This is a genomic window from Balneolaceae bacterium, assembly GCA_034521495.1.
In the GTDB taxonomy this organism is placed as follows: Bacteria; Bacteroidota; Rhodothermia; order Balneolales; family Balneolaceae; genus Rhodohalobacter.
The window spans coordinates 445,046-465,695 of the sequence record JAXHMK010000010.1 but is presented as its reverse complement, the minus strand read 5'-3'; the positions used below and the strand labels follow the sequence as shown (position 1 = coordinate 465,695).

Below are 20,650 nucleotides of genomic sequence, written 5' to 3'. Positions count from 1 at the left end.
TGAAAGATTTGAAAATATATGCAAAACAGAAGAGCAGCCAGAGAAGCAGCACTAAAGTCGTTATACGCAGTGGAAGTGGGAAAAAACACTCCGCAGGATGCCGTCAAACAAATTATAAAAAGGTCACTCAGGGACGACCACGATTCAATTAGATTCGCTGAGAAGTTAATGATGGTAACCGTTGATTATGCCTCAGAATACGATTTAATCATTGATAACCACATAAAAAACTGGGAGGTTGATCGGTTGGCAGTTATTGACAAACTAATTTTAAGAATGGCACTCTCAGAACTGTTACGGTTTAAAGAGATCCCTACAAAAGTATCTATAAACGAGGCTATTGAGCTTGCTAAGAAATTCTCTACTCGCAACAGCGGTAACTTTGTAAATGGCATATTAGATGCTGCACTTACGCATTTAAAGGAAGAGAATAAAATTAATAAGGAAGGCAGAGGTCTAATCGAAGAATCGAATCATTAATGAGTGAAAAAATTGTAGCTATTGGAGATATTCACGGCTGTGTTCGATCACTAAAAACCTTATGGAATAATTTAAAACCCCATAAAGACGCCTTACATGTTTTTGTTGGTGATTATATTGACAGGGGGCCTGATTCAAAAGGGGTGATCGACTTTCTGCTTGATGTACAGTTCGATCGTGAGTGTATTTTTTTAAGGGGTAACCATGAACAGATGCTCCTGGATGCACTACATTCGGGAGATTCTGAACTGTGGATGTATAACGGGGGAGAGACGACACTAAAATCATATAAAAATCCCAAAAGAATCTCAGATATTTCGGATAAGCATCTGGAATTCTATGAGAATACACGTCAATACTTCGAATCGGATGATTTCTTCTTCGTCCACGCCGGTGCACCGCCTCATCAAAATTTGGAGGAAAGCAAGAATGATCCGAAGTCTAATCAATACTTTTTATGGGGACGAGATCACCTGAATGTTTTTGAAGTTCCATGGGAAAAAACCGTGATTTTTGGGCATACGCCGCGTCCCTATCCAATCCAAAAAAAAGGTATGATTGGGATTGATACCGGCTGCGTGTACAGTGAATTAGGATATGGTAAATTGACCGCTGTTGTACTGCCGGAGAAGGAGTTTATTCAACAGAAGTCGTTGGATTAAAGAAAATTAATAAAGCCATTCTGAATTTTGTCCTGGGTATCCCAACGGGGAATTCAGAATACCCAAACATAAATATAATATGGAGATTCTGAGTCAAGCCTGTCCCGAAACATCGGGGCTCAGAATGCCTTCAATAAGAAATGATTAAGTTTTAGAAAAAAATATGAGTTTAAAGTGTGGCATTGTTGGCCTTCCAAATGTCGGGAAGTCAACACTTTTTAATGCGTTAAGTAATGCAGGAGCAGAATCTGCAAATTTCCCTTTTTGTACCATCGATCCAAACATTGGAATTGTTCCGGTGCCGGATGAACGGTTAGATAAGCTTTCCGAAATTGTTGAACCGAAACAAACAATACCGGCAACCATTGAATTTGTTGATATTGCCGGATTGGTGAAAGGTGCATCAGAAGGAAAGGGGAAAGGGAACGCTTTTCTTTCACATATTCGTGAAGTTGATCTGATTGTCCACGTTGTTCGGTGTTTTGATGATGACGATATTATCCACGTAGAAGGATCTGTAGACCCTGAACGAGATATCAGAATCATTGAGGATGAGCTGATACTGAAGGATCTTGAATCTGTTGAAAAGCGAGTTGAGAAGCTTGAAAAAGAATCTAAAAGTGGGGATAAGAAGATCATTGCTCAATATGATACAGTGAAAAATCTTGCCGACCATTTAAGTGATGGAAATATGGCCAGGACGTTTGATGCCGATCAGGATGAGAGAGAAACTTACAAAGATCTTCATTTACTGACAGAAAAACCCATTTTGTATGCGTGCAATGTTTCAGAAGAAGATGTGAATGATGGCAATGAATGGGTGGAAACAGTAAAAGAGATTGCCAGTGAGTTTGATGATACCGTTGTAATGTTCTGTGCGAAAATTGAAGCAGAAATCGCTGAACTGGAGCCTGAAGAAAAAGAGATGTTCCTGGAAGAATTGGGAGTTGAGCGTTCCGGTTTAGACAGGCTGATCCGTTCCGCGTATGAAAATCTTGGTTTGATTACCTATTTCACTGCCGGTCCTAAAGAAGCACGTGCCTGGACTATCAAAAAAGGAACAAAAGCACCCCAGGCTGCAGGAGTGATTCACACAGATTTTGAAAAAGGATTTATTCGTGCAGAAACAATTGCCTATGAAGACTATGTATCACTGGGTTCAGAAAAAGCAGCCAGGGAAGCCGGAAAAATGCGCCAGGAAGGAAAAGATTATGTTGTGAAAGATGGCGATGTGATGCTATTTCGATTTAATGTTTAGAAAGAGCCACGTTTAAACACAGAGACATTGTATTTTTAATTGCTGATGCAACATTAGATGTTGTCGAATTATGTTGTATTAGATAAAACGTTTTGAATTGGTAAGAAAAATACAATGTCTGCCTATGAAGACCGCCAGTCTATAGATTTTATAAATCTACTCTTTGAATATTCGTCGTATCAGCGGGAATTAAATCCGGTTCAATACGATCGTGAACGACCCATGCACTCGGGTATTTATCCTTTACCTGTCTTGAAAAATTATTGGCTTTTTGCTGATCCCGGAAATCCCCAACCCTTACTTTATAGTACGGCTGACGAAAAGTAACATATGCTTCGGGCGAGTATCCTTTGATATGTTCATCAGCCCAGGCACGAAAATTGTCTTTTGTTGAATCTGCTTCTGCAACGCTTCTTGTAGAAAGTAACTGAACACGAAATCCGGCATATTGATCCACAACTCGCTCTTCCTGTACTATATCTTTCATAAAAACATCTGGTATCTCCTGATCAACGGAAGCAAATTGATCTGACAGCTGACTTCGGTTTTCAAATAGTAACCGATCAAATTCATCCATCTCTTCGACAAGGTATGCTTCAACAACTTCGGGATCGACGTTAAAAATTGGTTCGCTTGGAGATTCTTCGGATGACGGCTCTGTTGAGTCAGTAGTGGTTTTCTCGGTTGTGCTGCAACCGGTAATTATAAAAAGAGTTATGAATATAGTAAGGAGTCGATTCATTAAAACAGTTCTAACTTTTAAGCTCCAACGGGATGCCAGGTGGTTTTGGTCTCCATAAAATCAAGAATCAGGTATGGATTTTCGTGGGTCTCTTCACTCCAGTCTTGTTGGGCATAATGTTTTACCCGTTTAACACTGATAGAAGCATTTTCATCAAATTGTTTCTTTGTTTCGGGATTGTCAATTGCATTGAATACAGCATTCACATCCATATGAGTGGTAAGATGCTCAACCATCTCATCCCGAAAGCCGGTGAGAATATTTACAACTCCTCCGGGTACATCAGAAGCATGCAGTACTTCGCCAAAACTTACGGCAGATAGCGGATTCTCAGTGGATGCTAAAATGATACATGTATTTCCTCCTGCAACGACCGGAGCAATCAGGGAAACGATAGACAGGAGGGGAGCTTCATCCGGCCCGATAATACCGACCACGCCCGTTGGCTCCGGCATGCTGAAATTGAAATGAGAGCTGGCAACAGGATTTACCGTTCCGAAAACCTGGCTGATTTTATCCGTCCACCCGGCGTAGTAGATTAGCCGGTCGATAGATTGTTCAACCTGTTTCTGTGCATTTTTTCTCTTTGTTCCGAGAAGTTCAAGCTCCTTCACAAACTGATCTTTTCTTCCTTCCAGCATTTCGGCAATCCGGTAGAGAATCTGTCCGCGGTTGTAGGCAGATCGTCCACTCCAGCCGCCAAAAGCTGATCGAGCTGCAACAACGGCATCCCGCACATCTTTGCGAGTACACCGACAAGCATTTGCGATCTGTTTTCCTTTTGAATTCTCAACACGATAGGTTCGGTCGGATTCACTTCGCGGAAATTTCCCGCCGATGTATGTTTTATATGTTTTTAAAACTTCGAGTCTGTCAGACATTTTTCAGTGATCAGTTAACAGTTATTAATTCTTTGGTCATTTCGGACTTGAGCCAAAATCTCCAAACTTAAATATCGTTCGGTGATTCTGAATCAAGTTCAGAATGACTTTTTCCTCATTCAATTCAATTTTACGTATGGATACAATCCATGCAGACCGCCTTCTCGTCCGATTCCGCTTTCTTTGTAGCCGCCGAATGGTGATGTTGGATCAAACTTGTTGTAGGTGTTGGACCACATCACACCGGAGCGAACTTTCTGGCCAACTTGAAAGATTTTTGAGCCTTTATCCGTCCAGATTCCGCTTGCCAGACCATATGGTGTATTGTTGGCTTTTTCGATCGCTTCATCCGGAGTTCGGAATGTTTGGATCGTTAAAACAGGGCCAAAAATTTCTTCCTGGACAATTCGGTTACTCTGTCCCAACACCGGTAAAAATTGTGGGGCGGCAGAAGTATCCATTTTCCGGAAGTTCGCATGTACTTTGATAGATCTCGGCACCTTCATTTACTCCGATTTCAAGGTATTCATTAATTTTGTCGAATTGTGCTTTGGAATTGATCGCACCGATATCCGTATTTTTGTCCAACGGATCACCGACAATCAAGGTTTCCATTCGGTCTTTGAGTTTTTGAATCAAACGCTCGGAAATTCCTTCCTGAACCAACAGACGAGATCCGGCACAGCAAACATGCCCCTGGTTAAAGAAAATGGCGTTGACAATTCCTTCGACGGTTTGATCGAGCGGGGCATCTTCAAAAACAATATTTGGGCCTTTTCCACCCAACTCAAGCGTGTACTTCTTGTCCGTACCGGCTAAAGATTTCTGAATGATTTTGCCAACTTCGGTTGAGCCGGTAAACGCAATTTTATCCACATCAGGATGATTAACAATGGCCGAACCGGTTTGACCCGCTCCTGTTACAATATTCACAACTCCGTCCGGCAGACCTGCGTCACTGCAAATTTGGGCAAATTTCAATGCAGTGATTGGAGTTGTTTCGGCCGGTTTGAGAACAACCGTGTTCCCGGTCGCAAGGGCAGGGGCAATTTTCCAGGCCAACATCAACAGAGGAAAATTCCATGGGATGATCTGTCCGCAGACACCAAGCGGTTCTGGTTTTCTTCCGGGGAAAGCATATTTCAGTTTATCAGCCCATCCGGCATAATAGAAAAAGTGTGCTGCAGCGAGAGGTATATCTACATCGCGGGATTCGCGAATCGGTTTCCCGCCATCCATGGTTTCGGTAATGGCCAGTTCACGAGATCGCTCCTGTATCATCCGCGCAATTCGATAGATATATTTTCCGCGTTCTCGTCCGCTTAGCTTCGACCATGTTTTGTCATACGCTTTTCGGGCAGCCTGAACGGCTTTATCAATATCTTCTGAGGTTCCCTCGGCAAATTCTGTTAAAATCTCTTCATTGGCCGGATTGATCGATTTCATGTATCGACCCTTCTCCGGCTCCACAAACTCTCCGTTGATGTAGTGATTGTACTTCTCGCTGATCTCAACGAAATCACTGCTCTCGGGTGCTGAACTGTACTCCCAAAAAGAAGCAAAATCCAACTTTAAATCAGCATTGGGAGAGGTTGGTTTTGGTGCTCCGTTTGTTGTATCAATTGATTTTTCTTTCGTTGACTCAGACATAGAACTTTGTTAGTTGTGAGTAGTCAGTTGTTTGTTGATTGTAGCAAAGATTCAACCATACTGCAATTAGATACTCATAGCCAGGCATCTAATTTGTTGTTTTGCCAATGTTAGGCACAAGCGAGACGCTTGCGCCATCCATCCATATTATTTAGTTATTTCATTTTTTTTGGAGATTAGTCCTCGCAGAGTTCGTCAATTCAAACTACAGACTCTGTCAGGAGCAATCGCACTCTGACAGGTCTTTGCACCACGCAATTTAATCATTTGAAAAATAGTTACTGCTTTGATACACACCTGTTTCCTGTTTAACAATTTGCATCAGCAAGTCATTTGCCAGGGAACTGGCCCCAAAACGGAAATAATCGGACGTAAGCCAATTGGCACCAAGTGTTTCTTTCACCAGAACCAGATATTGCAATGCTTGCTTTGCTTTGCGAATACCACCTGCCGGTTTCATCCCGATCATATTCCCTGTCTCCCGATAAAAATCACGGATCGCTTCCAACATCACGAGTGTAACAGGTTGGGTGGCCGCTGGAGAAACTTTTCCAGTTGAAGTTTTAATAAAATCAGCACCCGCATGCATCGCAATATCACTGGCTTTTCGAACATTTTCGTAGGTTTCGAGTTCTCCTGTTTCTAAAATGACCTTCAGGTGAGCATTGCCACAAGCTTCTTTGACGGCTGCTATTTCATCAAACACAAAATTGTAATTTCCTTTTAAAAACTCACCGCGAGAGATTACCATATCCACTTCATCGGCTCCCTGGTCCACAGCAAATTTTGTTTCATCCAACTTTACCTGAAGTTGGGCCATACCACTTGGAAATGCCGTAGCAACACTGGCAACATTGATATTTGAACCTTTGAGAGCTTTTTTGGCCGTTGCCACCATATTCGGATAGACACAAACCGCTGCAACTGTTGGCAGATCGGGCATGCTGGCATGGGGTTTCTTTGCCTTGCTGCAGAGTTGAATTACTTTCCCTTCGGAGTCTTTTCCCTCGAGAGTTGTGAGGTCAATCATGCTCAGAGCAAGTTTTAGCCCCTGGACTTTCGATTCTTTTTTGATGCTTCTTGAGTTCAGGCGGGCAACACGTTCTTCCACGCCAATCTGGTCAATCGGAATGGTTTGATTGAAATCGGGAATAGTATTTGTACTCATCGATATTGTGAAGTTTCAATTTATTGAGACGAATAAAATCATTTTCGACTTCAATTATATATACTAATTCAAGGTACGGATAATCAATTTCGCGAAAAAGCTTGGAAAAATTTTAGAGATTGAGTAATTTGGCGTAGTTATATAAGCAATATGGCGTAATTTATATCTTTTTAAACAGAAACCAATGGAAAAAGAGAATCAAGCCAATAAAAACAAAAGCAACAAAGTGGAAGAACCTTATGTTGCCTGGGATCTTTCAACGGCAGCGGCAAATATCCGGAACGGGCTGGCTACCGATATCCTGAAAACTATCCAAACCCGGTTAAACATATCAAAAAAAGAACTTTCACAATTACTCACTATTTCTCCAAGAACGATAGATCGTCGCCGAAAAGAAGCCGTTCTCCCCGCCGATGAGTCCGAACGGAGTTATCGCATTGCCCGCCTTACCGATTTGGCCGCCGGGGTTTTCGGGAATATGGAAAAAGCATCCAAGTGGTTCAAAGAACCAAACTATGCGCTTGGCAATCAAAAGCCTATCGAGCTTATGAAAACCGAACCCGGGGCACGGCTTGTAGAACGTACACTTCATCAGATTGATCACGGAATTACCGTTTAAATATGGGTGGAGTTAAGGTATGGCGTGTTTGTCATCGAAAGTATAAGGATTCTGCTTTTACGGGCGAGGGAGCGAGGCTATTCGGGGCACGGTTTAACAGCGAGGGAGTCGCCGCCGTTTATACATCAGGGAGCCTGTCATTGTCCCTCTTGGAAATGTTGGTTCAGACAAACGACCGTTCTTACCTGCGCCATTGTATTGTATTCCAGGCAGAAGTTCCAGAGTCTCTTGTTGATTCACCGGCCTTGACTGATTTGCCGGAAGGGTGGAACAAAATACCTTATGGGCATGTGTCCCAGAAATATGGGGATCGATGGATTGAATCTAAAACCAATCCCGTATTGCGAGTACCGAGTGTGGTGGTTCCTGTGGAGTACAATTATGTTCTGAATTCGAATCATCCCGATTTTGAAAACATCCGGATAAAACAGTACAAAGAGAAGCTAATTGACGAACGACTTTTCATGATTCCCGATGATGTTCAATGATGCGTGTTAACAAGCAGGAGATCGGGTTGATTAACTGAGTGAATTACAAGATATGTGAAAAGTTCATGCCACCATCTTTGGGCGTAGAATATAAAAACTATTTAGAACTGGCTGCTTACATTCTGATATGTTTCTGAAAACAACTGATCAATTTCAGGGCTTTCTGCTAATGCTTTGGTCGTATCCATTCTGGTACGAATGTTGTCCATCAGAATGTTTGCGTATTCAAGGTTTCCAATCTCAGTATGGCTAACTGCCAGGTAAAGAAGCGATTTGACTTCAACAGGAATGTATTCATCATATCCCGACTTTTTGAAATTTTCTGCAGCTAATTCAAATTGCTGTGCAGCTGATTGATATTCTTCTCTTTTTAAATAGTTTTTTCCTCGTTCATAATGCAACTTTGCAAATGAGTCATCCGGAGTGGTCTGGTAATTTTCATATATCTTCTGTGATTTTTCGAAATACAATTCAGCCTGTCGGTAATCACCCATCGCCGAGAGCAGTTTGCCATAATTCTTATACATCGCTGCCAAGTAATAATGATCGTCGCCATACGCATCCAGGTAAATATCCATCGCATCTTCACGATATCGTTTTGCTTTTTCGTAATCCTCCCACTCAAAATAGATGCTTGCAAGATGACTTTTCGACATCGCTACATACGGATGATCTCTCCCAAACAGCTTTTCATCAATATTCATAGTTTTTATAAACAAGGATTCGGCTACTGCATAATTCCCAAGTTGGTTTTCCAGTGTGCCCAGATTTGTAAGGGTAGCCGTGTAATTTGGATGACCATCTTCGCCATATACTTTCTCCTTAATTTGCAAAGATTGATTGTAGTAGTTTCGAGCTTCATCGTATTCGGCTTGGGTCATTTTATACATGCCCAAATCCCCTAAAATACTTGAGGTAATTACATCATCTTCCCCGTGAAAACTCTTACTGGCCTCTAAAGCTTCTAAAAGAAGTGAATCTCCTTTTTGATAATTGTCGATTCGATAATAGCCCCGGGCCAAACTTTTTATATCTCTAATGAAGAGAGAGGAGTCGACCGCAGCTTGATTTTTCAGAACATCTATGGATTTCCTGAAAAAGGAGTGCGATGAATCATAATTACCTAATTGCTCTTCAGCATGGCCCAGGTGGTTATAAAGAGTTGCATACAGCGGATGTGATTCTGATGCTTGTTCGTCTAATATCTTTTTAGCTTTTAAAAAAAATTCCCTGCCTTCCTCGTAATTGCCGAGATCGTGCTCCAATCCTCCGAGTTTGATGTAACTATCGGCCACGAGTATTGAGTTTTCTCCAAAATGTTTTTGAGCTAAATTCAGGCTTTCGGCAGCTAACTGCTGAGCTTTTTCAAACTCTGTAATATTTTGATAGATGGTGGCAAGCGTTAAAAGCAGTTCAATTTTAACTGGAGGCTCCAGCTCCCTGTTTATAATCTCATCAGTACCGCTTGCCAGCAACTCTTCAAGCGTTATTGATTCTCCATCTCCGGTAATTGGATCGTTTCCCTGGAATAGTTCAACAAGTAAATTTTTTACGTTTTCCGCTTTTTCGGCTTCAAGCCTGGCCAGGTTTCTTTCTTGGGTAATATTCCATGTGTAAAAACCAGCAAAGCCGATTATCAAAAGTATAATTCCAACAGCAACAGCTATGGCCCGGCGGTTTCGTTTTAAAAATTTCTGGGACCTGTATCGAAGCGTGTCATTTCTTGCTGAAACAGGAAGGCCGTTTTGATAATTTTTTAGCTCATTCAGAAACTCATTTGCCACGCGGTATCGCTCTTCAGGTTCTTTTCGAATGGCCTTTAGTGCGATGGCATCCAAGTCGCCGGACAAGATATTTTTTTGATGATTTGACGTAGCTTTACTGCTCGGTTTGGGGGGGCTCTCATTCAGGATGATTTGTTCGCTCTCATAACGCGTTTTGTCTTCCAGATTGAAGGGTATCTCCCCCGAAAATAACTCATAAAAAATGATACCGAGAGCATAAAGATCTGTAGCGGTTGTGATATTTGTCTGCCGAATTTGCTCGGGTGCTGCATATTTAAGGGTGAGTAAACGAGCCCCGGTTCGGGTAATTACCGGCGATTCATCTTCTTCAAGAAGTTTTGAGATGCCAAAATCCAGAATTTTCACATCACCCGAATCGGTAACCAGGATATTTCCGGGCTTCAAATCGCGATGAATCACCAGGTTTTCGTGGGCATGCCTGACGGCTTCCAACACCTGTATAAAAAGTGATATTTTTTCATCAACGGTACATCTGTTTCGATTGCAGTATTCCGTAATTGGAGTTCCGTTAATATACTCCATGATAATATAGGGATATCCCTCCTCCGTAACGCCGCCATCAAAAAGGCGGGCAATCCCCGGATGGTTCATACCGGCCAGAATCTGCTGTTCGCGTTTAAAGCGGAGAATATTTTCCCGGCTTGCAAATCCTTTGCGAATAATCTTAATGGCTACCCGATGGTCAAACTCATCATCGGTGCGCTCTGCCATATAAACCGAACCCATTCCGCCTTCGCCAATTTTCTTTTTGATAGTGTACGAACCAATCTTTTTATCAATCAGAGACAGATCAGGGCCGCTAATTTCGGTATCATTTGTAATCTCTTCATAGAGCCCGCTTTTGTATTCTTCTGGATTTTCCAACCATCCCTCAGATTCAGTAATGGATTCGAGTAGCTCAGTAACCTCACACTTTAATTTATTATCATCTTTACAGCGTTCTTCGATGAATGTCTGTCGCTGATCTTCCGGGAGTTGCAGTACATCATCTACAATTGTTTCTACTTCCTCCCATTTCAGTTTGTCCATAATTCGACAAGTCAGGATTTACAGTTATTCATTCTTAAATACGTGATAATAGAGGTAAAACAGCTCATCTCATTCAACTTCAAATCGACCTTTCAATTCTTTATAAAGCCATCCACGGGCCTTCATCCAATCCCGTTTCACTGTACTTTCTGATATATCCAGTGCTTTAGCCGTTTCATAAATGGTCATCTCACCAAAAAATCTCATTTCAATTACTTTTGCCAGCCGTTCGTTGAGCTTTTCAAGTTTGCTGAGTGCGGAGTCGATGTTAATCAACTCCTCGGCTTTATGTTTTGGATCATTAAAAAGTTCATCGATATAGGTTTTGTCTTTCTCTTTTCCGCCCCGCTTTTTGGCATGTTTTTTCCTGGCATAGTCGATAAGTATTTGCCTCATACAGCGGGATGCGATGGCCAGAAAATGACTTTTATCCTTGAAATCGATCTGAGTTTGATCAATCATTTTCAGATAAGCTTCATGCACCAGCTCGGTTTTTGACAGTGTATGATCCGGTGATTGACGCGCCATTTGGGCATAGGCCAGTTGCCTTAGTTCCTCATAAATTACCGGATAGAGTTTATCATAAATACCCTCTTCTCCTTTTTTAAGGCGGATTAAAAGTTCCGTTGCACCTGTTTTGTTCATCAGTAAAAAATCCTGTTGTTGCTATAGATGAAAGTGTTGTGCAGCCTGCGAGCGTTTTTTTAAGATAATTTTTTTCTATTCCTATATAAATAAAAGTTTCAATTCAATCTGCGGATGATTTTAATTCTTGTGTTCTGCCAACAATAGAATGTTGGTGAACAATCATCGGATGAGTTAACTCTGAAATAACGCAAGAATTCTAACCTGTTTGTTTGATTGAAAAACCTCATCTGATGAATTTTCTTCACACAACCGGTATGTTAAAGTTGACCCGGCACAAGTACAGAATAACAATCATTCATTCCGTTTGACCTCTTTTTAAAGAAGTCTTCGTAGTTCATAGTAAAAAGAAGCTAAAAATCATCTGTCTATGAATAATCGAATATACTTTTTTCTTTCTATAATATTGTTGATTCTGGCAATATCTTGTGAAAATAATAACAGCACTCCTGATCCCAACATTTCAGAAATCCAGCCAGAAAGCGGCCCTCCCGGAACGATGGTTACAATTTCTGGAAATGGGTTTACGTCAGACATATCATCCATTACAGTCACATTCAATGAAATGGATGCTGATATTTCGAGTGCAACGGAGAGCGAGATTCAGGCAACAGTACCCGAAGGAGCTGAAACAGGCCCCATAAGTGTAACTGTTGGTGAGGTGACGGCAGACGGCCCTAATTTTACTGTTGAGCCAAAAGCTCCTGTCATCACTTCAATCGAACCTGAAAGCGGTAGTGTGGGAACAGAAGTATTGATCAAAGGAATGAACTTTAGTACTGTCAGGTCGGAAAATATCATCACCTTCAATGGTGTTCAGGCTCCTGTTTTAGGGCATAGTGAAACGGAGCTATTAACCGAAGTTCCCGCAGGGGTAAGCGATGGGCCTGTATCGGTAGAGGTAACAGTGGCAGGCAAAACGGCTCCCGGGCCTGATTTTGATGTAACACCCCCTTTAGAAGAGAAAATAATCTTTGTTATAAAATCATATTCTTCTGAGGTAGATGATGATCATGATATTTACACTATAAACCCTGACGGTACAAATCAACAAAAACTATTTGATACACCTGAAGATGAAGCCTTTCCAACTGTTTCACATAGTGGTACAAAAATACTTTTCAGAACAGCAGTTTCTTCTGATAGTTATGATAATGAACTACACATATCTAATACCGATGGAACAGAATTGAAGAAGCTTACGGATCTTCCTGATTTTGTTTTTACGGGGTCTTTTTCACCGGATGATTCCCAAATTACATTTAGCAGCGGTACCGAAGATGATGCTGAAATTTACTTAATGAATGTCGATGGTACAGGGTTGACTCAGATTACAGACGATGCAGCTTTTAATCGCTCTCCCAAGTGGTCTCCGGATGGTTCAAAAATACTATTTACCTGTGGAGAAGAAAATGAGTCTGAGATATGCACAATAGATCCAGATGGCAGTAATGTACAACAGCTAACGGATGATAATATTCAAAATGATTCCGCTGCGTGGATGCCAAATGGAACGGAGATTGTATTTTCCAGTGAGAGAAACGGACCTTATGGGGATATTTACCGGATGAATGCGGATGGATCAAATGTTAGAAGAATAACCTACAAAGATGAAGGGGCAACATTTCCACATCCTTCACCCGACGGTTCAAAAATTGTTTTTATGAAGTTTAGAGATCTGCATATCATCAACTCCGATGGTTCAGGATCAGCAACTCAGATAACAAACAATCCCGATAGAAATATTTTTCAAATAGGCCCACCTGATTGGGCATTGATTGAGGAACAATAATCATGTTGTGTTGCAAAAATTCTTTTAATGGATGAATACAATCCAAGAATAAGCTAATGATGCTGTTACAGAATACTTCTGATACTACAAGCAAAGGACCATCCAATAATATTTTGAAGGGCTCTTTTAGGTAGCAGTATTATGAGAAGATATACCGAAATTTCTGTTTTTGTTCTGTAAAATAAATGTAATCAATCGAACAAAGATTTACCTTCTTTTCTACAAACAGAATGCTCCTACTGGCTGCTTAATACGTAGTATTTTATTTCTCAATAAATGGGGTAAGTCCTCCAGCATCATATGTGGGTACTCACTTCTATTTTCATTATATTAATGTGCTATTCAGTAACAAAAATGAACAATTATAAACCCTATTAGCAACCGATATTAATGAGTTCGTACGATCCATCAACAATTGAAAAAAAGTGGCAACAGTATTGGCAAGAGAATAAGACATTTAAAACGGGCAGCGATCATGAAAAGCCAAAGTATTACGTTTTGGATATGTTCCCATACCCGAGTGGATCGGGACTCCATGTAGGTCATCCGGAAGGATATACGGCTACAGATATTTTGGCGCGTTACAAACGAATGAAGGGGTTTAATGTGCTTCATCCAATTGGCTGGGATGCATTTGGACTTCCGGCGGAGCAGTACGCTGTTAAAACCGGTACACATCCAAGAAAGACAACTGAAAAGAATATCAACCGATTTCGCGAACAGTTGCAGATGCTGGGCTTTTCGTATGATTGGGATCGCGAAGTGAATACTACAGATCCGGATTACTATAAATGGACACAATGGATATTCCTGAAACTGTTTGAAAAAGGATTAGCGTACGAAGATGAGAAACCGGTCAATTGGTGTCCGGAACTCGGTACGGTACTGGCAAACGAAGAGGTGATTGACGGCAAAAGCGAAGTGGGCGGATATCCGGTCGTCAGACGGCCGATGCGACAGTGGGTATTAAAGATTACAGAATATGCTGAAAGGCTTTTAAATGATCTGGACGATCTCGACTGGCCAGAATCAACTAAAGAGATGCAGCGCAATTGGATTGGTAAGTCCATCGGGGCAGAGATCGATTTCCCGATTCACGAACATGATGAAAAGTTACGTGTTTTTACAACACGCCCTGACACTCTGTTTGGCGCAACTTACATGGTACTTGCACCTGAGCATCATTTAGTAGATGAAATTACAACATCTGAACAAGAGGAAACGGTTGAAGAGTACAAGGTTGAAGCTGCTCAAAAATCTGACCTGGAACGCCAGGAACTTAACAAAGAAAAAACCGGCGTATTTACGGGAGCGTATGCCATCAATCCGGTCAATAATAAAGAGATCCCGATTTGGATTGCCGATTACGTGTTGGCTCATTACGGAACCGGGGCTATTATGGCTGTACCGGGTCAGGATGAACGGGACTGGGAATTTGCTGAGAAATTTGATCTGCCGATCATAAGAACTGTTGAACCGCCTGAAGATTTTGACGGAAAAGCATATACCGGCGAAGGTCCTGCAATAAACAGTGACTTTCTGAACGGGCTGGAAATAACCGATGCAAAAACCAAAATTATTGATTGGATGGAGGAAAATGGCGTCGGCAAAAAGAGTGTGAACTATAAATTGCGCGATTGGCTGTTTTCGCGCCAGCGTTACTGGGGTGAACCATTTCCAATTATTCATGTTGACGGCGAACCAAAAGCGGTCTCCGATGATAAGCTTCCTGTTGAGCTCCCGGAAGTAGATGATTATCAACCCACAAAAGATGGCGAACCACCATTGGCGAAAGCTACCGACTGGGTTGAAACCACGGATCCGGAAACCGGCAAAAAAGCGTTACGGGAGACCAATACTATGCCTCAATGGGCAGGGTCATGCTGGTACTACCTGAGATATATCAGCCCGGAATTTGATGGAGGACCGGTAGAGCAGGATGAGGAAAATTACTGGATGCCGGTGGATCTGTATGTAGGCGGTTCTGAACACTCCGTATTGCATTTACTGTATGCCAGATTCTGGCATAAGGTGTTGTACGATTGCGGGATTGTTTCAACGGAAGAGCCTTTTCAGCGGTTGGTGCATCAGGGTATGATTTTGGGTGAAATGGAATACACGGCTTACGAGAAAGACGGAAAAATCATAAGTGCCGATGAGGTTGAAGATGGAGATGATGTAACCCGAAAACCACTGGATGAAGCCGATGTTGAGAAGAAAGGAGATCGCCATGTGATGAAGGGAACTGAAATCACGGTGGATGCCAAGGCTCACAAAATGTCAAAATCCCGCGGGAATGTAATTAATCCCGATGATGTAGTGGATAATTACGGTGCCGATTCCCTTCGGTTGTACGAGATGTTTATGGGACCGCTGGAACAGGTGAAGCCCTGGAGTACAAAAGGTGTGGAGGGTGTCAACCGATTTTTAAACCGTGCCTGGCGCCTCTTCTTTGGGGAAGAACATGAAGAAGATGTATTTAACGTTACTGACAACGACCCATCTAAAGAGCAACTGAAAGTACTTCATGAGGCTATCCAAAAAGTCTCAGAAGATATTGAGGAACTGCGGTTTAATACGGCAATTTCTGCATTGATGATCTTCGTGAATGAGGCGAATCAGTGGGAGGGAGGCGTGCCTCGATCCGTAGCTGAACCGTTTGTGAAACTGCTCTCACCGTTTGCACCCCACATTGCTGAGGAGATTTGGAGCAAATTTGGTCATGATGAAAGTTTAGCTTATGAACCGTGGCCTGAACTTGTGGAAGAATATCTGAAAGCAGAATCCATTGATATGCCCGTTCAGGTGAACGGAAAAGTGCGCGCCAACATTACGGTTCCGGCAGATAAAGCGAAGGACAAAGACTTTGTTTTAGGACTGGCAAAACAGCAAGAAAATGTGGAGCGCTACTTGGACGGTTCTACAATCGTGAAAGAGATTTTTGTTCCGGGGAGGATTGTGAATTTGGTTGTTAAATAGTATATCGGACAGCTTGCCCGACTTCACAATGAAGTTTTAAAAACTTATTCGAAAGCCACTAAATCACAAAAGCACAAAGATAGATTTGTCATTCCTATTTAATTGATCTTTATTGTCCTTTCGTCAAAACCCAAAAATAGAAATCCAGTGGACCTTAATTATTTGTAGACATGTTGATGATTAGTATCCATTACCGGTAATATATTTGGTTACATCTTCTGAAAGTTGTTTATTGAGTTTTTTTATAGATTTGAATGACTTCATAATATTGATTGAGTCTAGTTATATGAAATTTTAGGGGATTTTCATGGCAGAACAGTCCGGATTCAAACGCAATGTTGGTCTTTTTATGGCGGTGATGATCGGCATCGGTGCCATGATGGGACCGGGTATTTTTGCACTTCCCAGCGAGGTAGCCGGTTCTGCCGGTCCACTGGGTATTTTGGCTTATCTGTTCATGGGTGGCTTAACTCTCTTCACAGCATTCAGCTACAGCGAACTTGGTGCGGCCATTCCAATTGCCGGTGGCGGTTACTCATTTACAAGCCGTACACTCCCGCGTCCTGTTGCCTTTCTTACCGGTTGGTTTTTCTGGATTGGCAACACACTTGCATGTGCGTTGTATGCCGTTATTTTTGCACTGACGATAAAAACTTATTTCTTTCCCGAAATCAGCGTTATTGCTGTGGTTATAGCCACAACTGCTGTTTTTACCGTTTCAAACCTTTTTGGGCAGGCAGAGGCTCTCAAGTTCATTACTATAATGAATATCATTGAGTTGATTATCCTGATCGGTGTCGGTATTCTTGGTGCCTTCCAGGTTGAACCGGCAAACCTTGAACCATTTGCCCCGATGGGTTATGGGCCATTAATCCCTACGATGGGTTTGATATACATATCGTACGTTGGATTTGACTTGATTACGGTTGCTGCCGAAGAGATTATTGAACCTGCAAAAAACATTCCGCGGGCTATTTTCATTACACTTGGAAGCGGAATTGCTATCTATGTACTGCTTTTGTGGGTGATGATGGGTGTTGTTAACTACTCGGAGCTTGCTGAAACGAGCACTCCCTTTATTTTTATCTCGGATTATCTATTCGGAACGTGGGGGCGCTGGGCAGGTATCCTGGCTACGATTATGGCAAGTTTATCGGCTTTTAGTGTAACGTTGGGTGCAAGTTCCAGGGTACTCTTTGCACTGGGACGAGACGGACATTTCCCATCCATATTTGCAAGATTACATAAAAAATATAAAACCCCTCATATTTCGCTGTTCGTTTGTGCAGGTTTGGTTGCTATCCTTGGAGCTTCGGGAATTGTACGTTTACTGGCATCGGCAAGTAGTTTTGGATATCTCATAGCGATCGGTATTGTTAATTATGCCGTTATCGCCCTTCACCAAAAAATGCCCAATCTTCGGAAGCCGTTTAAAGTTATTTTATACCCCGTGGTTCCAATTATAGGTATTATTTCATGCTGGTTTTTTGTGCCTACGCTCGATCCACAGAGCCTGGCATTGGGCGGCGTTTTAACGGTGATTGGCGGAATTCTTTACCTGTTTCAGCCACAAAACCGTGAAGAATTTTCTCAAATCCCCTCGTATTTACGAACTTTAAAAATTAAATTTCAAGCTTATTGGAGGCCTCATATGAACATATTAATTATTGGCGGTGGTAACCTCGGTACAAATATTGCTGATCGCCTGTTAAAACAGGATGAGTTCCGAATGGTATTTCGGTCGGCCGAGTATCAGATTACATTTATTGAACAGGATGATGAACACTGTGAAAGACTTGAAAAGAGATATAACGTGCCCATTTTCCAGGGAGACGGTACCAAACAGGAGCTCCTGGAACAGGTAGAACCTCAAAAAATGGATGTAGCCATTGCGGCTACCAATAACGATGAACGGAACTCTATTATAGCTCTTCAGGCGAAACGCCTGGGCATAAAACGGGTGATTGCAATTGCAAGAGATCCCGATTATGTATCTCTTCTTGAAGACAGCGGAATTGTATGTATCAGCGCTCCTTATGCTACTTCTGCAATGGTTGAAAACTACCTGGATCGTCCGGTCATGGCAGATCTCTTTGAAATAGAAGGTGGAGTAGCGAATCTTATTGATGTAGAAGTACCTGAAAATGGAAATGTGGTTAGCCTGGAGATTCAGGAGATTGATATTCCCGAACAGTGTGTGGTTGCTGCAATTATACGGGACGATGAATTTGTAGTACCGAGGGGAAACACGATCATCCAAAAAAATGATCACATTGTTGTTGTGGGGTCGGAAGGAGCTATAGGAAAAGCGCATAAAGTTTTTTCGGCTGCCAAAGAGTAGAATCAATCAATACCAATCAGCATATCGTAAATAATAATTTGTTATCAGGAAGAAAGCAGAATTGTTCACTCTGTTGCGTTTAAATACACTTTATTGATCATTGGGCGTAGATTTTATTTCCGATTAAGCGGGTAAACAGAAGGGAAATGAAAGATTTGTTTGCCGGGATCTCACCTATTAATAGGTCTCTCTTTTTTCAAGACTCAGCAATTATAAGTATAGCCGCTAATGTTTCACTATTTGTTTGTTTTTTAATCCGCCTTTTTTAGTTCTTAACTGCAAAACGGTCGGAAATCCAATCCCTTTTCCAGGTAAAAACTTATTATGGGTGACTCAGAGCATCTATATCTTGATGTTTTTCTGGATGTAATGAGAAGTCAGGGACGGTTTATATTTACTTCCAATAGAGTAATTAAAAAGTTTCATCTCACTGACAACGCTTTCAAATAAAATGCGTGGCCGTACTTGATAATAATTTTATCTAATTATCCCCCCGGAGTAGCCTCCCGACAAATCCATCCGTTACGTTATTTCATTGATAACCTGATGCTGTGCTCAACTTTCTATCGGTATATACATTTTGTGTCATACACATGCATCCTTTTTAAAATTGTGTATTACAAGAGTAAAATTGAATTAAATAGTTTTAGATATTGTTATCTAATAAGCTAATAATCAAAAATTAAATATTATGGAAGAACAAGAAGGAATGCCATTATTAGGCGATATGTTTCCTGAAATGGAAGTAAGCACGACGCACGGACCAAAAAAATTACCCGATGACTATAAGGGAAAATGGTTGGTGCTTTTCAGCCATCCCGGTGACTTTACCCCGGTATGTACTACTGAATTTGTGGCTTTTGCAAATAGAGCAGAACAATTTAAAGAGCTGAATACAGAGTTATTGGGACTTTCTGTTGATCAGGTCTTCTCTCACATTAAATGGACAGAGTGGATTAAGGAAAATCTCGATGTTGAGATTCCATTTCCTATTATAGGCGATGAGATGGGGCGAGTTGCCAAGCGTTTTGGAATGATTGCTCCCGAGAAAGGTACAAATACTGTTCGAGCGGTTTTTATTATTGATCCGGAAGGACGCATCAGGCTCTCTATCTACTATCCACAAGAAATAGGGCGACAGGTAGATGAAGTACTGCGGGCACTCAAAGCATTACAGATGCATGAGAAAGAAAACGTTGCACTGCCTGAAAACTGGCCTAATAACGAACTCATAAAAGATCGCGTGATCATACCACCTGCAGCAACCGAAAAAGAAGCTGCAGAACGTCGGGGAAAAAAGGATTGCTACGATTGGTGGTTTTGCCACAAGGAGATGAAGTAGAGGGAAAACCCAAAAAGAATAAAGCCGGATTGCTATCCGCAGTCTGGCATTTATTCTATATTTTGGCAAATCAATCGTCATTGGCAAAGTAAAACTGCTACGAACCTTGAGAATTAGCAGGCTTGACAGTATATCGGATTGTCATGTGAAATTTATAAAAAAATTTTAAAACACAGATTTTATTATGATTAAAGAAAAAGTCCAAAAAGCAATAAATGAACAAATACAAGCAGAACTCCAATCTGCATACATCTATTTAGGAATGTCGGCATATTTTGAAGAAAATAATTTAGAAGGTTTTGCAAACTGGATGAAAGTTCAGTGGGAGGAAGAAATTCAGCACGCCATGTACTTTTACGATCATGTACTACGGCGAGGCGGCCATGTTGAACTGCTCAATATAGATCCACCAAAACTGGATATAAAAAGTCCGAAACATGCTTTTGAACAAGCACTTGAACACGAGCAGTATATAACGGGCAGAATTAACGACCTCTACGAATTGGCTCAGGAAGAAAAGGACAATCCATTTCAAACATTGCTGCACTGGTTTATCGATGAACAAGTAGAGGAAGAAGAAAACACGGATCGAATCAGGCAGCAGCTTGAAATGGTTGGTGATGATCGTACCGGATTGTTTATGCTGGATAAGGAGATGGGACAACGTCAGGCACCTCAAAACAATGCCGGCAATGATAGTGGCCAGGCTGAATAAAACGAATCATCTCATATTAAATAAGCGTAAAAACCACGCACACGTTGTAACGTG

General features: G+C 41.6%; 17 protein-coding genes. 10 read left to right on the top strand and 7 right to left on the bottom strand.

Going from position 1 to position 20,650, the window contains the following annotated elements:
- Positions 1 to 18 precede the first annotated feature (18 nt).
- The 3 genes from nusB (at position 19) to ychF (ending at position 2,400) form a co-directional block, all read left to right on the top strand.
- Positions 19 to 480, top strand: coding sequence for a transcription antitermination factor NusB (nusB, locus tag U5K72_10915; GenBank protein MDZ7719316.1), 462 nt, complete (start codon positions 19 to 21; stop codon positions 478 to 480).
- Positions 480 to 1,142, top strand: coding sequence for a metallophosphoesterase family protein (locus tag U5K72_10910; protein ID MDZ7719315.1), 663 nt, complete (start codon positions 480 to 482; stop codon positions 1,140 to 1,142). Before nusB ends, U5K72_10910 begins: the two co-directional genes overlap by 1 nt.
- Positions 1,143 to 1,305: 163 nt before the next feature.
- Positions 1,306 to 2,400, top strand: coding sequence for a redox-regulated ATPase YchF (ychF, locus tag U5K72_10905; GenBank protein MDZ7719314.1), 1,095 nt, complete (start codon positions 1,306 to 1,308; stop codon positions 2,398 to 2,400).
- A gap of 148 nt (positions 2,401 to 2,548) precedes the next feature.
- Here ychF and U5K72_10900 read toward each other — a convergent pair whose 3' ends face one another.
- From U5K72_10900 to deoC, 5 genes are all read right to left on the bottom strand, one after another.
- On the bottom strand, positions 2,549 to 3,142 hold the full coding sequence (locus tag U5K72_10900) for an SPOR domain-containing protein (GenBank protein MDZ7719313.1): 594 nt from the start codon (positions 3,140 to 3,142) through the stop codon (positions 2,549 to 2,551).
- 17 nt (positions 3,143 to 3,159) lie between these two features.
- Positions 3,160 to 4,023, bottom strand: coding sequence for an aldehyde dehydrogenase family protein (locus U5K72_10895; GenBank protein ID MDZ7719312.1), 864 nt, complete (start codon positions 4,021 to 4,023; stop codon positions 3,160 to 3,162).
- A 119-nt stretch (positions 4,024 to 4,142) separates the two neighbouring features.
- Entirely contained in the window at positions 4,143 to 4,484 is a 342-nt protein-coding gene (locus tag U5K72_10890; protein MDZ7719311.1) for an aldehyde dehydrogenase family protein, read from the bottom strand.
- Positions 4,435 to 5,673: an aldehyde dehydrogenase family protein gene (locus U5K72_10885; protein MDZ7719310.1), complete on the bottom strand. Its 1,239-nt coding sequence runs from the start codon at positions 5,671 to 5,673 to the stop codon at positions 4,435 to 4,437. Before U5K72_10885 ends, U5K72_10890 begins: the two co-directional genes overlap by 50 nt.
- Before the next feature lie 259 nt (positions 5,674 to 5,932).
- On the bottom strand, positions 5,933 to 6,841 hold the full coding sequence (gene deoC / locus U5K72_10880) for a deoxyribose-phosphate aldolase (protein MDZ7719309.1): 909 nt from the start codon (positions 6,839 to 6,841) through the stop codon (positions 5,933 to 5,935).
- A 184-nt stretch (positions 6,842 to 7,025) separates the two neighbouring features.
- Between deoC and U5K72_10875 the strand changes: the two genes are divergently transcribed.
- The gene (locus U5K72_10875; GenBank protein ID MDZ7719308.1) at positions 7,026 to 7,460 is read left to right on the top strand and encodes an antitoxin Xre/MbcA/ParS toxin-binding domain-containing protein; all 435 of its coding nucleotides are present in this window, start codon (positions 7,026 to 7,028) and stop codon (positions 7,458 to 7,460) included.
- Positions 7,461 to 7,462: 2 nt separating this feature from the next.
- The gene (locus tag U5K72_10870) at positions 7,463 to 7,948 is read left to right on the top strand and encodes an RES family NAD+ phosphorylase (GenBank protein MDZ7719307.1); all 486 of its coding nucleotides are present in this window, start codon (positions 7,463 to 7,465) and stop codon (positions 7,946 to 7,948) included.
- Between the two features lie 101 nt (positions 7,949 to 8,049).
- On the opposite strand, the gene U5K72_10865 is transcribed toward U5K72_10870, so the two are convergent.
- Complete coding sequence (locus U5K72_10865) at positions 8,050 to 10,782, bottom strand: serine/threonine-protein kinase (GenBank protein MDZ7719306.1); 2,733 nt, start codon at positions 10,780 to 10,782, stop codon at positions 8,050 to 8,052.
- A 69-nt stretch (positions 10,783 to 10,851) separates the two neighbouring features.
- A complete protein-coding gene (locus U5K72_10860; protein ID MDZ7719305.1) occupies positions 10,852 to 11,427 on the bottom strand; it encodes a sigma-70 family RNA polymerase sigma factor in 576 nt (191 codons plus the stop codon).
- 370 nt (positions 11,428 to 11,797) lie between these two features.
- Here U5K72_10860 and U5K72_10855 point away from each other — a divergent pair, with 370 nt between their 5' ends.
- The 5 genes from U5K72_10855 to U5K72_10835 all read left to right on the top strand — a co-directional run bounded on the left by U5K72_10855 (position 11,798) and on the right by U5K72_10835 (position 20,596).
- Positions 11,798 to 13,219: an IPT/TIG domain-containing protein gene (locus tag U5K72_10855; GenBank protein MDZ7719304.1), complete on the top strand. Its 1,422-nt coding sequence runs from the start codon at positions 11,798 to 11,800 to the stop codon at positions 13,217 to 13,219.
- A gap of 390 nt (positions 13,220 to 13,609) precedes the next feature.
- Positions 13,610 to 16,198, top strand: coding sequence for a leucine--tRNA ligase (gene leuS, locus U5K72_10850; protein ID MDZ7719303.1), 2,589 nt, complete (start codon positions 13,610 to 13,612; stop codon positions 16,196 to 16,198).
- A 307-nt stretch (positions 16,199 to 16,505) separates the two neighbouring features.
- The gene (locus U5K72_10845) at positions 16,506 to 18,539 is read left to right on the top strand and encodes an amino acid permease (GenBank protein ID MDZ7719302.1); all 2,034 of its coding nucleotides are present in this window, start codon (positions 16,506 to 16,508) and stop codon (positions 18,537 to 18,539) included.
- Between the two features lie 691 nt (positions 18,540 to 19,230).
- Positions 19,231 to 19,881, top strand: a complete 651-nt coding sequence (locus tag U5K72_10840) for a peroxiredoxin (protein MDZ7719301.1) — start codon at positions 19,231 to 19,233, stop codon at positions 19,879 to 19,881.
- 184 nt (positions 19,882 to 20,065) lie between these two features.
- The gene (locus tag U5K72_10835; protein ID MDZ7719300.1) at positions 20,066 to 20,596 is read left to right on the top strand and encodes a ferritin; all 531 of its coding nucleotides are present in this window, start codon (positions 20,066 to 20,068) and stop codon (positions 20,594 to 20,596) included.
- Positions 20,597 to 20,650: the final 54 nt, after the last annotated feature.

Excerpts from the sequence above, each read along its gene's own strand:
- U5K72_10885 (MDZ7719310.1), bottom strand. The coding sequence starts at position 5,673 with ATGTCTGAGTCAACGAAAGAAAAATCAATTGATACAACAAACGGAGCA.
- leuS (MDZ7719303.1), top strand. The coding sequence starts at position 13,610 with ATGAGTTCGTACGATCCATCAACAATTGAAAAAAAGTGGCAACAGTAT.
- U5K72_10835 (MDZ7719300.1), top strand. The coding sequence starts at position 20,066 with ATGATTAAAGAAAAAGTCCAAAAAGCAATAAATGAACAAATACAAGCA.
- U5K72_10865 (MDZ7719306.1), bottom strand. The coding sequence starts at position 10,782 with ATGGACAAACTGAAATGGGAGGAAGTAGAAACAATTGTAGATGATGTA.
- U5K72_10890 (MDZ7719311.1), bottom strand. The coding sequence starts at position 4,484 with ATGGATACTTCTGCCGCCCCACAATTTTTACCGGTGTTGGGACAGAGT.
- ychF (MDZ7719314.1), top strand. The coding sequence starts at position 1,306 with ATGAGTTTAAAGTGTGGCATTGTTGGCCTTCCAAATGTCGGGAAGTCA.
- U5K72_10895 (MDZ7719312.1), bottom strand. The coding sequence starts at position 4,023 with ATGTCTGACAGACTCGAAGTTTTAAAAACATATAAAACATACATCGGC.
- U5K72_10845 (MDZ7719302.1), top strand. The coding sequence starts at position 16,506 with ATGGCAGAACAGTCCGGATTCAAACGCAATGTTGGTCTTTTTATGGCG.
- U5K72_10870 (MDZ7719307.1), top strand. The coding sequence starts at position 7,463 with ATGGGTGGAGTTAAGGTATGGCGTGTTTGTCATCGAAAGTATAAGGAT.
- U5K72_10910 (MDZ7719315.1), top strand. The coding sequence starts at position 480 with ATGAGTGAAAAAATTGTAGCTATTGGAGATATTCACGGCTGTGTTCGA.
- U5K72_10840 (MDZ7719301.1), top strand. The coding sequence starts at position 19,231 with ATGGAAGAACAAGAAGGAATGCCATTATTAGGCGATATGTTTCCTGAA.
- U5K72_10900 (MDZ7719313.1), bottom strand. The coding sequence starts at position 3,142 with ATGAATCGACTCCTTACTATATTCATAACTCTTTTTATAATTACCGGT.
- nusB (MDZ7719316.1), top strand. The coding sequence starts at position 19 with ATGCAAAACAGAAGAGCAGCCAGAGAAGCAGCACTAAAGTCGTTATAC.
- U5K72_10875 (MDZ7719308.1), top strand. The coding sequence starts at position 7,026 with ATGGAAAAAGAGAATCAAGCCAATAAAAACAAAAGCAACAAAGTGGAA.
- U5K72_10860 (MDZ7719305.1), bottom strand. The coding sequence starts at position 11,427 with ATGAACAAAACAGGTGCAACGGAACTTTTAATCCGCCTTAAAAAAGGA.
- deoC (MDZ7719309.1), bottom strand. The coding sequence starts at position 6,841 with ATGAGTACAAATACTATTCCCGATTTCAATCAAACCATTCCGATTGAC.
- U5K72_10855 (MDZ7719304.1), top strand. The coding sequence starts at position 11,798 with ATGAATAATCGAATATACTTTTTTCTTTCTATAATATTGTTGATTCTG.